General features: G+C 49.1%; 11 protein-coding genes. 3 read left to right on the plus strand and 8 right to left on the minus strand.

The annotated features are described in order from the left end of the window. Positions 1 to 64 precede the first annotated feature (64 nt). The 8 genes from CRO57_RS02385 to CRO57_RS02420 all read right to left on the minus strand — a co-directional run bounded on the left by CRO57_RS02385 (position 65) and on the right by CRO57_RS02420 (position 8819). Positions 65 to 841, minus strand: a complete 777-nt coding sequence (locus tag CRO57_RS02385; protein ID WP_097151796.1) for a hypothetical protein — start codon at positions 839 to 841, stop codon at positions 65 to 67. A 151-nt stretch (positions 842 to 992) separates the two neighbouring features. Next, entirely contained in the window at positions 993 to 1916 is a 924-nt protein-coding gene (locus CRO57_RS02390; protein WP_097151797.1) for an RDD family protein, read from the minus strand. Then, entirely contained in the window at positions 1870 to 2910 is a 1041-nt protein-coding gene (locus tag CRO57_RS02395) for a stage II sporulation protein M (RefSeq protein WP_097151798.1), read from the minus strand. Before CRO57_RS02395 ends, CRO57_RS02390 begins: the two co-directional genes overlap by 47 nt. After that, entirely contained in the window at positions 2910 to 4163 is a 1254-nt protein-coding gene (locus CRO57_RS02400) for a DUF58 domain-containing protein (protein WP_097153154.1), read from the minus strand. The genes CRO57_RS02395 and CRO57_RS02400 overlap by 1 nt, the downstream gene beginning before the upstream one ends. A gap of 32 nt (positions 4164 to 4195) precedes the next feature. After that, a complete protein-coding gene (locus CRO57_RS02405) occupies positions 4196 to 5152 on the minus strand; it encodes an AAA family ATPase (RefSeq protein ID WP_097151799.1) in 957 nt (318 codons plus the stop codon). After that, positions 5142 to 6470 (minus strand): hypothetical protein, encoded by a 1329-nt coding sequence (locus CRO57_RS02410; RefSeq protein WP_097151800.1) that lies wholly within the window; start codon positions 6468 to 6470, stop codon positions 5142 to 5144. The genes CRO57_RS02405 and CRO57_RS02410 overlap by 11 nt, the downstream gene beginning before the upstream one ends. A 1-nt stretch (position 6471) precedes the next feature. Next, the gene (locus tag CRO57_RS02415) at positions 6472 to 7107 is read right to left on the minus strand and encodes a hypothetical protein (RefSeq protein WP_097151801.1); all 636 of its coding nucleotides are present in this window, start codon (positions 7105 to 7107) and stop codon (positions 6472 to 6474) included. Positions 7108 to 7451: 344 nt separating this feature from the next. Next, positions 7452 to 8819: an HlyD family type I secretion periplasmic adaptor subunit gene (locus CRO57_RS02420; protein ID WP_097151802.1), complete on the minus strand. Its 1368-nt coding sequence runs from the start codon at positions 8817 to 8819 to the stop codon at positions 7452 to 7454. Between the two features lie 201 nt (positions 8820 to 9020). On the opposite strand from CRO57_RS02420, the gene CRO57_RS02425 reads away from it, so the two are divergent. The 3 genes from CRO57_RS02425 (at position 9021) to CRO57_RS02435 (ending at position 14220) form a co-directional block, all read left to right on the plus strand. Beyond that, positions 9021 to 11351 (plus strand): ATP-binding cassette domain-containing protein, encoded by a 2331-nt coding sequence (locus tag CRO57_RS02425; protein WP_097151803.1) that lies wholly within the window; start codon positions 9021 to 9023, stop codon positions 11349 to 11351. Between the two features lie 73 nt (positions 11352 to 11424). Then, positions 11425 to 12402 (plus strand): hypothetical protein, encoded by a 978-nt coding sequence (locus CRO57_RS02430; RefSeq protein WP_097151804.1) that lies wholly within the window; start codon positions 11425 to 11427, stop codon positions 12400 to 12402. Between the two features lie 249 nt (positions 12403 to 12651). Continuing rightward, complete coding sequence (locus tag CRO57_RS02435; protein WP_141401163.1) at positions 12652 to 14220, plus strand: coiled-coil domain-containing protein; 1569 nt, start codon at positions 12652 to 12654, stop codon at positions 14218 to 14220. Positions 14221 to 14232 lie beyond the last annotated feature (12 nt).

Raw genomic sequence — 14232 nt, forward strand, 5'->3', positions numbered from 1 at the left:
ACTGATGATCTCATCAGTCGGACTGTACTCGACCGGCAATCCACCTCAGATTTCCGAACTGCGATCACTCGAACACGGATGCGATCTCGTCAACACTGATACCTTCTTTGATTTCCCGCAAACGAGCATAGACCAGTGCTGTATTGATGCTGAAAAAGCTGTAGCCGACAGCATTAAGCGCAGAGACAACGATCAGCGCAACAATTGTTCCGCCGAAGGTAACAACAAAACCCGCCACGGTAGTGGCGATCAGGCTGACGATCACCATACAGATGAGCAGCAATACGAACATACCAACGATCGGCCAACGATAGTCTTTCGTCAGACTTGCACTTCGGCCCAGGCCACCAAAGCCCACACGCTCGATTGTAACGGCAGCAGGCATTACGTAAAACACTCCATATATCCAAAGACCCGGCACAATTAGAAACACCATCCCGATGGACATCAGGATTGTGGACACGACACTCAGTATGGAAATTGGTATAGCAACGGCCAGTGCCGTGGAGATATAATTCATCGGCTGGACTGGTCTGTTCAGTTTGGAATCATACGCAACTCGCACGATCATTGCCGTCATGATGCCGTAAACCATAACACTGAGCAGGAAAGTAATGAAATAGGAAATACCTGAAAACCCGTCCTGAAAATTGGGCTCTCCAATACCCAATGCAACATCAAAACCGATCAGAAATCCGGAAATGATCTGGGAGATCAGCGTCAGCACAAAACCAATAAGCAACACAGCTAGAAAGTTGCGCCCCAGAATTGAAAAAGTCTCGGAAATCAGATTACCTACACCAAGTTTTGGTGCTTCACTAGCCTGAATTGAATCCGTCATTTTTTACCCCGTTTTGTATATATAGATACTCAAAGACAGTTTTAGAAGAATAAACCTATGGACAAACAACAACCTTAAATTGATTCCCGCCTCTCATAATTTTCATAGTGCAGTTTTCAGAAATAACCAACAGCTTTGTCCAAATGGCTGTTCACGCGTCCCCTTGGTTCTGATCAGCATGAAACTTGTCACTGCGGCGATCGCCCATGATCTGACGTTGCTCAAGATGTTTGCGCTGAGCACTGTAAAAGGCCTGCAAGAATTCCATCCGCTCGGAAGGCGCAACCGGATCCGCATATCCAATTTTTTTGCGAATTTTCTCGACAATGACTTCTGTGGTGTTTTTCTGCCTGTTGTGGGCATCTGGCGAGCTGGCCGCCTGATTGTTCCTGAGATAGGTTTCCAGAGTCTGCAATTCGAACACACCATAATGATCCAGTTGATGCGAAAGAAAATGAAATCCGTCCTCCCGACTTGTTGCCATCTGTCCGTCAACAGCGAGGTCGCGCAAAAGAACATGTGTCGGCAAATGCACAACATGTGTCCCAGCAAGCAGGTCACCCAACCGTCTGCGATGGTGGTTGAGAAAAGGAATGGTAAAATTCATGCTTATCCAACCGAGCGCCATCACATTATAGACATGATCGATGGCGTTCAGGGTCAGAAGCAATGTGCCAGGCAAAAAGATTTCGGCTTCTTTCATGAGATTTCGCATGACCAGTGACTGCGCAGTCAGCGCCCCGCCATCATGGGCAATGACCTTGATTTTCATGAAACGCTTGCCGAGCGTCTGACCATTCCAGAGCAATTCACAAATGATGTAATAAGGTATGCGGATCACAAAAAACAAAAGGGAAGCTATTGCCAAAAGTGTATTCGGCGATGTCAGATTCAGGACCACCAAAAACAACAACAGGCTGCCAGCACCCACTATTGTAACCAATATGTCCGCAATCTGTGCAGCCAGCCGAACACCAACACCAGCAACCTTCAACCGAATGGGAACACCTTCAGGGGGAACAACCTGATCAGGAGAGCCTTTCAGTTGCCGCTTTTTCTTTTTCCGTAGCGTCATCACTTCGCTTTCCTGCAAAAAGGAACCAGACCAGCCACAGCAGACCTATTCCCCAACCGATGATCAATCGTGCATTCAAATCCTGAACAAGTTGTCGCGCAAATCCCTCAAGAAATGCAGCAACAAGCAACATAAGAGCTGCGATCAGTGCCAGTTTGACCGCATCATTTCCTGCAAGGCGCAAGGCATCGATGCGCCGTCGGTTGCCCGGAAACAGGACCGCAGAGCCCAACTGAATTCCACCACCACAGGCAATGTAAATGGCCGACAATTCCGTAACACCATGAATGGACAGCCAACCGAGAATATCGGCTCCAAGCCCTCTCTCGACATGCAGGGCAACAAATGCACCAAGCAGAAGACCGTTGTAAAATGTCAATATCACCGCAGGAATACACAGGAAAACACCCAAACCAAACACAAAAATTGCAATCCGGGTATTGTGCGAAAACAAATGCGTGGCAAATGCACCAAGGCCGGAAGCTTCCGGATTCTCGTCATAAATAACGGAGCGCAGACCCTGTGTTGTTGCTTCGGGGTTTCGCAATGCCGAGAAACCATCCGGTACGAACACATAATACCAGGCTGAATTTTCAAAATAGAGAAGGAAGCCCACAAGCGTTCCAAGACCCATGCACAAGAAACCAATCAAAACATACAACCACGAGCGACGCATGGCCTGCGGTGCACTTTGGGTAAAGAACCTGCGAGCCATGCCGCCGAGTGGTTGCTGATGGGCATAAACACACAGATAGGCACGAGCTGTCAGACCCTCCAGATAGTTCAAAAGTGATTTGTCGAGTGATATTTCCCTTGCAATCGCCAGCGATGTGGTGGCTTGCCGATAGAGGGATACCAGATCCCTTCCTTCGGAAAAGCTCATCTGTTGTAGTCCGCCCCTCTCTGCCTCGTTCACCAGATTTTCCAGCTGCTTCCAGTTGGCTTCCCGTTCTCGTCTGAAGCGAACCGAACGCATGAGCTCCTGTTGATCCATCAAATCATCTCCCTCGCCTTGATGTCGAGATAGGTAGAGATCAATTGTGCAGTGAGAGCCTCCGGTGTGGTATCGACAATGGTCACCCCCATCCGCTCTATCCGTTCCAGAACAAGCCGACGTTGGTTGAGGGTCTGATGTGCCGCTACCGTACCGGCAACATCGTCAAGAGTATCAGCAGCGGTCCTGGCCAGCCCGTCCAGCTCCGGATCCCGGATAGTGACAAAAATCACCAGATGACGCTTCGCAAGAAGATTGATATTCTCAATCATTAGCTCAGCCGATGTGGTATCAATGAAATCGGTGAAAACAATGATCAGGCTTCGTTTCGGCGATCTGGCATAGAGCTCAGTCAATGCAAGTGTGTGGTTTGTCTCACGTGTTACATAATTCATGTCCGCTGTATGACTACGCAACCGGGTAAAAGCCTTGCGGCCGGGCTCCGGCGCAAAATACTGGCGTGGTTTGACATCATAATTGAGATAACCAACAAGATCGCCACCAATGGCTGCAGCCCATGCAACCGCAAGGGCAGCCGTTACTGCGAAATCTATTTTTGCAACAGTTCCCACCTTCTGCGCCATAAGATAACCATTGTCCAAAGCGATGATGACGTGGTGGTTCCGTTCAGCCTGGGAATCCTTGGCAACAAGACTTCGAAGTTTGGCTGAACGCTTCCAGTCGATCGTTCTCGGGTCCATGCCGGTTACAAATTCCTGCAACTGATGAAATTCCGATCCTTCTCCAAGCGAACGGTTTTCTTTCACTCCATAGAGGGATGAAAGAACCTTGGTCGTGATCGCGCCTGATTGAACCAATCGGATATTCGGGACAACCCTGATGACTGTGCCGAGCTGAAGTCGAGGAACAAATTCCAGCAACTGAAACCGGGACTCCCATGCAATCCATACATAGTCGATGGCCCAGCTGCCCCGCCTTGTGGCTTTGAATCTTGCCGTTGCAACAGATGTTTCCCGATCCACAACAGTTTCTACCGGTCCTTTCAAACCCTCCGGCCAATCAATTCGTACCCTCAGATCCGAACGAAATCTGCCGAATTGCAGACGAATATTTGCCTCTTCCCCAATGAAAACCTCATCTGAAACATCAGTTTCAACATTTCGTGGTCTGGAAAATGACAAAAGAAGATCGACGACCAGCATCATCCCCAACGCGGCAGGTGGTAGCAACGCAAAGTCATGCAGGCTCTCTCCACCGACAATGATAAGCACCGAAACAACCGTTGCACTCATGCCGAAGATCAGCAATTTTTTGGTTGGGCGTATCAGCGTGGGGCCTCTATCTGGTTGATAATATTTTCAAGGGCCTGTTCCGGGCTTCTGCCTTCGATTTCAGCAACCGGAAGAAGCAGGATTCTGTGCCTCATTGCAGGAATGAATAGTTTTTTGACATCGTCAGGAATGGCATAATCCCGGCCATTGATCGCAGCAATCGCCCGGGTGGCCCCGACCAGGGCATCCGCTGCCCTTGTTGATGCACCATAGGCTATTTCCGAACTCTCCCGGGTTGCCCGCACAAGACGCAGGATATAAGCGAGAATATCATCCTTCAAAATGATCTTGTCGATCAGATTACGGATGCTCATTAGGTCACTGGACGTCATGACCTTGGCAATGCCATCCGTGCTGAGGCCGACATTGAGGGGACGCCCGGCATGATTTTGCAGAATGGCCATTTCAATGTCTTCCGGAGGGAAGTCGAGAATGAGTTTGAACAGAAACCGGTCGAGCTGGGCTTCGGGAAGTGGATATGTCCCCTGTTGCTCGATCGGGTTCTGGGTGGCAATGACCATGAATTCCCTGCCAAGCTCATGATCCGTTCCGTCAATGCTGACAACGCGCTCATTCATGGCCTGCAAAAGGGCAGCCTGGGTTTTGGGAGGAGCTCTGTTGATTTCATCGGCAAGCAGAATCTGTGAGAATACAGGCCCTTTTGTCAGAATGAAGCTGTTTGATTTGAAATCGAAAATTGACGCGCCGAGTACATCCCCCGGCATCAGGTCGGGAGTGAACTGAATCCGCCCGAATTCAAGGGCAAGGGCAGAGGAAAAACTTTTGGCGAGCAGGGTTTTCGCTGTTCCCGGAGGTCCCTCAAGTAACACATGGCCACGGGCGTAGAGGGATACCAGCAACAGTTCGACAATCTCATCCTGCCCAAGAACCATTTTTCCAATTTCGATACGCAGGGCATCGGTTTGCTGTCGCAAGTTTTCAAGATCCATGGGCTATGCTTTCCAATACCTGTTCGAGTTCATCAATTTGCTTCATCGCAGCTTCAGAAGATGCATGGCTTGGTAGCCTATGTATCTTTTTCAGGGCGGTACTTAGTCGATCAGCCAGCTTGCTGTCCCGTTTTCTGACATAAGTGACAAAATTGTCTTCCCTTGCCATTATCCTCGCCTGGGCCGGACCAAAAAGAGAAGATGCCACCGCTGAAATCCGCGCTGTGGCATATTCCGACGCCATCGCTCCGTCCTGACCGGAAATGCGCATAATCTTGGAAAAGGCGGCAATCATCGTGGATTGTTTTGAACCGTCATTGAAGGCTACCACTTTGGCGGGACCAAATCTGACGGCCCCTCGCCAGGTAAGAAGAACAAACAAAAAGGCGGACGACAGCCAAAGAAACAGCAAAGGTGGTTCAAAAAAGCGCAGCAGATCCTCCCAACTGCGCTCCCGCTTTGGAATGTTTGCGGTGGATTTGATCCAGTTGCTTTCCGAATAATCGATGACAACGCGATTATCCCCGACCCGGGATTTCAGAAAATGGCGTGCAATGAATGCGTTGTCTCCCAATTTGAGCCCATGATTGTTCAGGAGATCAGGATCTGAGAGGATCAGAAATTTGCCTGTTGCATCAACACCATCTGATTTACCAGCTTCAAATAGGCATTCCGCGAGTATCATGGCTTTTTGCGTGCCAATGACGGGATTACAATATTTGCTGGCAAACAATTGCGCCGCGTAAAGCGTCGCTGTCAAACGTTGCCCTTCTGCCCCATGATAGTCAATGTGTGTGAATGCATCTGTTGGCGGCACCAGCGCCGCCTGCTTGTCAGGTAGCAATCGCTGCAGCATGTCCGATATGCGGCCATTTTCAATCAAAAGTTCCGGATGTGCGACATCCGCCAGCCGAACACCGGACCGCCATTTGGGCAACACAACCATTGTGGGGACGCTTGATCGCTTCTTGCTCAAAGGCGAAAAGCGCAGATCATACTCATCCTGCTGTTGCAAAAACTCTTCTTTTGTCTTCGGAGCAACGCGTTTCTGATCAAACCGGGAATCGAACACAGGAACGACAAGCAACCCGATCGTATCAGGCTCAAGCTGCCAGCCACCAGTGAAACTCTGCGCACTCATCTTGTTGGCAGTCAGCCACACCTGCAAACCGTCAAAACCGACATTGCTTGCCCGAAGGGCAGCCTGACGCCCGGACAAAACAATGAATAGTATGACAATAGCCGCCACAACCACACCCATAATGGCAAGGGTTTCGACGCGCATTTGTTTGAAACTGTTTGGTGCGGCTTCCTGCATATCAAGCCTCCGCCTGCTTCAGCAGAGGGTCTATTTCGGCTCTCAATGCTTCGAATTCCTGCTCTGAAATATCGCGTCCACCAAACTGAACTTCCTCGCTGGCAAACACAACCGATGAAAGCGCACCTGCGTAGGTTTGACCTTTGACAAGATGCCGCAGAGCATCTCTGCCAGTCCAACTCGGTTGAAGCAGAACGCTATCCAGTTTCGCAGCCGCGTTCAGGGCAAATCGCGACAGCTGGATGATTGCTTCACGGCGATCAGCCAGTTTTACAATGTCCTTGAGCGGCAGGATATCGTCATACAGTGACACGCCTCCGGACTTTGACCGTCTTCGCCGACTGTAAGCGTTATCAATCTCACCTCGTGAGGATAATGTAATTTTGCCACCGAATTTAACGAACAACGAGATAGTCAACGTAAGAAGCACGACTGTTGCAACTAGGAACATGGTTCTCGTAACAGTCCAGGTTTCCGAAATTCCCGCCCAGTTTTTTTGGTTGCTGTCCCGTTGCTTCGGATCCGGAAGTGCATTTATCTCCAACGCAGGCATCGGCGCGGAGGGATCGAAATATGTAATATCATGATCGATGCGCTTGAAGCGAAGAGCTTTCAGATAAGCCTCCCCTGAATCCATCAATTGAGGCGAATCGAGAGAACGACTCTGGGATAGAACAGTAGATGGAAAACATGAAAATATTATCAGGAAAATCAATGTGTTGTAAAATTTCAAATAGTCTTTCATCTTAAATACATGGCTGAAATTTATAGGAATAATGAAATGTAGAAATCGACATTATTCAAATTTGCTTTGTTTTTCAGCACTTTTTTATTTTCAGCTTTCGCCATGATGTCACAGTTGTTCAGAATATTCAGTTTCATGAACGACATCACCGAACCGTATCTCCGAGGCTAAGTGCAGAGGCTTGTTGCGCTACATTGCAAACGCAAATCTGCATGGCCATGTAGCCACCGTTGGTATTACTGGCGAAGAGCGCGCTCCTGCAGGCGGCGAACCGGAGCTAGAAGATAGTTCAGGACGGTGCGTTCTCCGGTCAGAATATCCACTTCTGCCAACATGCCGGGTACTACGGGTTTATCGGCCCCAAAGCTGCTGACATCTGCCTCTAATCTCACACGAAAATAGGGATTGCCTTTCTGATCCTGCAGAGCATCAGGTGAGATTTCGGTGATCTTGCCTTTGAGGCCACCATGGATTGAATAGTCGTAGGCCGAGATTTTTACGATACCGGGAAGACCTGGCCATATTTCTGCTCGATCCTTGGGTGACAAACGGGCTTCGATGGCGATGGAGGTCTCGCCAGGAACGATTTGCACCAGATTTTGACCAGAGCGTACAACACCACCAACAGTGGAGACAAATACCGAGTTCACGGTGCCTGAGATAGGGGCTCGCACATCCGAGCGACGGTTACGGTCTTTCATGGCCTGCATGCTGCCATTCAGCTTGGCAAGTTGTACTTCCACCTCGGTTCGTTCGTTGGCGGCAGCTTCCTTGGTGCGCAACAACAAATCCTTGCGCCGTTCCTTGATTTCGGAGAGAGATGCTTCGGTTTTTGGGATTGCCAACCGCAAACCACCCAGCTGTGTTTCAATCTGGGCCAGAGATGTTTCCAGTTTTAAGAGGTCAGTTTTGGAGACTGCCCCTACCTTGAGCAAACGGCGATTGCTATCAACGCGTTCTTGTGTCAGGGCGCGCTCCGCACTTTTGCCATTCATCAGAACTCTATGGCCTGCAAGTTCCAGTTCCTTTTGGCGGATCTGATCATCGAAGATTTTTAACTGACCAGCCAGGGTTTCTCTGCGTCGCTCGAACAATCCCATTTCATTGTCGACGAGATCGGAAGCGGAGTTTGCTAGAGCAGGGGGGAAAGCAAGGCTGCCCAGTCCGCGAATTTCTGCGTTCAATCGATGAAGACGCAGGAGGCGCGCTGTGTGCTCCAGTTTCACTTGCTTGAGTTCGGCATTGAAAAAATTGTTCTGGATGCGCAGCAAGATATCGCCTTTTTTGACTCTATCGCCCTCTTTCACATAGAGAGCAGTCATTATGCCGCCCTCCAGATGTTGTACCATCTGGTTTTGTTGCAGAGGAACAATCTTGCCGGTTCCACGGGTTACGCGGTCGATACTGGCCATGGCGGACCAACTTAAGAAGCCAGCCAGCCCTATGAGAGTGACATAGGTGAAAATCTTGTGCGAGCGCTTGGCAATATGATCAGTCTGACGCATATAGGGGCGTTCCATCCTGATAGGATCTGTGGAATCTGAAAGACCCAGCTTTCCCAAGCTTTTCTGCTCGGAACCCTGCGGATTATTTGACTTGGCCATGCGTAAAACTTACCGACTTTTCACCGCACAAAAGATTGGTCATCAAAGGAGATGACCTCATACTAGTAAGTCTGGCTTTAGAAAGTGTTAAGCTTAACCGTTTATTACTGAGGCTGAAAAAGGTGGGGGATTCTGGTTCGATGTGAACCAGTTTTTAGCCTTGCTTATGGGGACAAGCAGGCGCGAGGCGATAAGCTAGCCATGTCTAAATTTCAAAAACCGAACAATGATAATGGTGGTAACAAGGGTGAAGTCAAACGATCCTTGAAACGCCCAGCTACAAAAGATACGCCTCCTGACGCTTCCAAATCGCCTAAAGGTTCCATTCACCCAGATATGAATCTGGATCAGTTTGATCCACAAAAGATGGATCTGACTGCCTTTCATGTTTCTCATGGTCAGCATCTCTTTTTGGTGATGAGGGCTCTTGCATCGCAGTGGTCAGACCATGCACGAAGCAGATCTTACGACGCTGCTGACCTGACCGATGAATTTCCAACGTGGGAATTGATTGAAGTGGAGGCCGAGGCACAAGCCTGCACGATCTTTCGTCACGAAAAGGCGCTGTCTTCCCTCAAACAACAGCACTGCCCTGCAATTCTGGCATTGGATAACAATCTATGCCTGCTGCTCCTGGCGGTCGCTGATGATGGTTCATTGGTGATTGAGACGCCAAAAGGAGATTTCGTAAGGCTTGAAGCGCACGATCTTGCACGTACCTACAGCGGTCTTTTCTATGCTTTACAGCCAGACCGCAATCAAGAGGTGCAGCTTGATGGGGAAACGGCGTCGAAGTCGCATGAGCATACCAGTCATCAGGGTTATCGATCAGAAAAAGATGGCCTGTTGCAATGGTTGATTGAGCATGTCTGGAAAGCGAACAAGGTGCTTTTGATCCAGTTGATGATCGCAGCTGGTATCTCCAATCTTCTGATGATCGCTCTACCGATATTCATCATGTCTGTCTACGATCGAGTGATCCCACATTTTGCAACGGAAACTCTATGGACTCTGTCCATCGGAGTGTTGCTGGCAATGGCTATTGATTTGGGTTTGCGCTATGTACGTCTCAATCTTGCTGATGCAATTGGTCTGGCTGCGAGTGTGAAATTGCAATCACGTTTGTATAAGCGCCTGACGCGAATGCCATTGAAAGATGCTCCAAGAACACCGGGAGGCCTGGCGGATACCCTGCGCGAGATGGAGGGACTCTGTTTGATAGGTCCTTCATTGCTGGTTGCATTATCCATTGATCTGCCTTTCGTTATTCTGATTATCGCATTGATAGCCTATTTGGGCGGAGCTGCTGTATGGGGTGCCATAACTGGCGGTATCGTTATTGCGCTGATGCTGGGGTATGGTTTCCGCGTTTCGCGAAAGAATGGTCAGCAAGATGCCCGGTTGTTGCATCAAAAAACCAATCAGATGGCAGAAACTATTGAGGCATTGGAAGCCGTCAAGGCAACCGGATCTCAAAATCGGCTTCTCGCCAATTGGGAGCGATTGACCGATAATCAGGCGATCACATCCCACCATGCAAGGCTCCATAATACATTCGCCATGCAAGCCACGATGGCGGCATCGCAACTGGCGATCGTTCTAACGGTCATGATCGGTGTCTATCAAATTGGCAATAGCCTGATGACCGTTGGTAATCTGGCCGCTTCCATACTGTTGGTCGGTCGGGTTATCGCACCCACAAGCAATATCGTTTCGCTGCTAGGCAGGGCATCCATGTTGTCCTCAATCTTGCAAAAAGCGCAAAGGCTAATGGAAGCCAGCGAAGAGGCCGCTGGAGATACCACCCGTCAGCCTTTGAAAAAGCACGCTGCTTCAATTGCTTTCAACAATGTATCCTTCCAATTTGAAGGATCGGAACAACGCTGTCTAGATGACATCTGCCTGACAATCAAACCGGGTGAAAAAGTTGGCATCATTGGCCGTAATGGTTCTGGAAAATCAACATTGTTGCGAATGATACCAAGATTTTTGGAGCCAACTGCGGGCACTATCTTGTTCGATCATTTCAATCTCAAGCAATATGATCCGATGCAGTTGCGCAGAACCATGGCTTACATGCCCCAGGACAACATTCTGTTCGACCGTTCCCTGCGTGACAATATTTGCCTCGGAATCGGCGATGTTGAATCCTCTCGCCTGTTTGAAGTCGGTAAGATTACCGGATTGAATGAATTTATTGCCGCCCATCCTCAAGGCTATGGTCTCATGGTGGGGCCACGTGGTGAGCGTTTGTCGGGAGGGGAACGACAGGCCGTCTGTCTTGCACGTACCCTGATCGATGATGCTCCTATCTTGCTGCTCGATGAACCAACCTCTGCAATGGATAATTCTCTGGAAGCGCATTTTGTGCGCGCTTGTCGCGGGGAGGTGGTTGATAAAACTCTGGTCTTGACCACGCATCGCACGCATTTGTTGAAACTGGTGGATCGAGTGATCTGGCTGGACAAGGGAAAAGTGATCGCAGATGGGCCTCGAGACAAGGTGCTTTCCAGCCTCAAGCGCAATGCGTAGCTGCATATTTCAAACGAACCTGTACCCGTTTCGGCGACAATTATCTTAAGAACGAAAACCAAGGAAAACGAACGTGGCAAGACGACAGGAAGAAGCTGAAAATCACTGGCCAGGATTCGTGGATGCGTTGTCTACCATTGTGATGGTTGTCACTTTTCTGCTCATCATCCTTGGCATCGTTATTTTCTCGTTGTCTCAGCAGATCGGGAAAAAGCTCGGCGAACATCAGGCTTCGGCCGACTCCAAAGTTGAGAGCGAACTCAAGTCAGATAGCCAAACCAATCAGACCAAGGAGTTTGCGCAAGTTGCAAAATCTTCTGAATTAGAGAGCAAGGAAGAAAGCCAGCAACAACAAGAAAGCAAATCTGAAATCCAGGCTCAGGCAGAAACGCAGAGCCAGTCTCGCGAAGTCGCAAAGTCCGAGGCAAAATCTCAATCTCAATCTCAATCTCAATCTCAATCTCAATCTCAGTCGGAAGCGCAATCTCAAACCTCAGTCCAATCGCAAAGCCAAAGCAGCAGCACGAATCCCAATGATGGAAAGGCGTCTGGTCTGGAGGGCAAAGTCGGCAAATTCAAGGAAGATCTGGGTAAGGCAACAAGCGCTGACATGACAGTCGATAGCGAAACCAAGCTCGCGGTGAGAAGCCAGGAAGTGCAAAAGACCAAAGAGATAACCGTGGCCAGTGATGAGACCGATCCGGACAAGCTCAAGACCGGGCCGGTACAGATATCATCCACCCACGAATTTCTGACTTTGAAATTTGATGAAAAGACAATCAAGCTGGATGACAATTCCGATCGAGAAGTTCTCGGATTCATTCAGGGAAATCCAGATTTGCCAAAAGATGCCAAGCTGGAAATATGGTCATTTGCAGAGTCAAAAATCGGCTCGATTTCCGAAGCGCGCCGTGTTGCCTATTACCGTGCCATGAACACCCGAAACTCTTTGCTGAAGGCAAAAATCGAAAAGAAAAATATCACGGTTCGTGTGCGAGAGACCGATGATGAGACACTCAAGCACAAGGTCAAAGTAATTATAAAGCAATAACTTAAAGAGCATGTATACGGTTTCTTTATGTGAATCGATAAAATTTGATTCAAAAGTCCGCAATTTTCGCAAGTTTTTGTCAGCTCTAACCTATTGTAAAGGGAATAGCGCTAATTTGAGCCTCATATGGTGGGGTGCTGCAAGCGACAGTTAAACTGAGCGTGATGCAGCCCGGTGTTTCTGAAGTACAAGCGTTTACAGAATAGGCAGCCGGATATGATCAAGGACTTGAAGTCCCAGCTGGGGAGAATGACATTTGTCCTCTTCCTTATGGTTTCGCTGGGCGTTTGGCAGCTGGATTTCGTGATCTCAGCAGTCAAATCCAATGTTTTTCTGAATTTGACAATTTTTGGTACCTTCATCTTCGGTGCCTTTCTGATGTATCGCGATGTTATGAAGCTGGAAAACGAAATCCATGCTTTTGAAGCGTTGAAGGAAGAGTTTGAAGACACGCGCAATGTTGCAGACAAGGAAGCAAATGATCCGCTCTGGCGTTATTATCGCTGTAATGAGCTCGCGACAATCTATAAGAAGCCAACCATTCTGGGCCACGCCCATCAATTGATTTCCGAGCAGATTGCACGGCATAAGAGCCTATCCATTTCGCCTTCCACCATGTCGACCCTGGTCGATGGTGTTGACGGGCGGCTGGCGGACCAGAAAAGCCTGCAGCAATATGTGACCGGCATTCTTGTTTTCTTGGGACTGATTGGCACTTTTGTCGGCTTGATGGCAACATTGGCATCGGTCGGTGACATTCTTGGTGCTCTGGATTTGACCAATGGCGATGCAATGGCAGTTGTCGCCAAACTGATGGACAATCTGCAAAAACCACTCAAAGGTATGGCAACCGGTTTCTCTTCCTCTTTGTTCGGACTGGTTACCTCATTGACCCTTGGTGTGATGGGGCGTTTTGCCGCCAAGGCTTCCAATGATTTGCGGACCAACTTTGAAGAATGGTTGGCTGGTGTTGCTCAGATTGACGAAAATGCACATGCTGTTGATGAAGAACTGGAAGAGGTCTCCAACGGAACCAATGGTGTCAGTGCCCGGCAACTACAGCTTCTTTATAAAGTGGCTCGTCACACCATGGCCAACAATGGCCGTGTCCGCAATCAAATGGAGACACTGACCAGTGCTGTGCAGTCCATGGTGGAACAGCAGCAAAAGGATCAACGTAATAGTGACGCGATGCTGACCTCACTTTCTTCCATGGCGCAACAGCAATCATCCATGGTGCAGGTGCTGGATCGCTCATCAAGGGCCATGCAAAGTCGTTATGATCTGAAAGATTTGATGGCGCATATGGAGGACAGACTGGCGGACCGTCAGGAGCGCATGCGTAATCGCATTGATGCGGTCAATCAGAATTTGAACACACTGGCGCTGTCCATCGAAACCCAATCCAGTCTGAATGATCAGGATCGTTCTGAAGCGAATGAGTTGATCAACGAACTTGATAAAGGCGCGCTTGATTTGCATCAACAAATGCTCCGCGAGCACAAGGAAGCCCTGTCCGGTGATGAGGTATCCAACCAGTCCGACAGTGACATGAATGATCAGGATGCGGCGCTCCGCTCCCAACTCAAGCTCACTCTGAAGCGTCAAGACAATGTCACAATCAATACAAAGGATCCTCTGGAACTCGGTAATCTGAAAGAGCGATTGAGTGAAGAGTTTGAGGCAGAAATTCGTGAAGATGATCACGGCCCCAATCCATCAGATCGTTGGGATCTGCATCAATTGATGCAGGAGGAGGAGCAACAAAAGCGCATCCAGGATGGCACCTTGAACATTGCTACAAAGTCAGCGGGATAAGAGAGTGGGATT

Origin of the sequence: Cohaesibacter gelatinilyticus, from assembly GCF_900215605.1 — a bacterium.
GTDB classification, from domain to species: Bacteria; Pseudomonadota; Alphaproteobacteria; order Rhizobiales; family Cohaesibacteraceae; genus Cohaesibacter; species Cohaesibacter gelatinilyticus.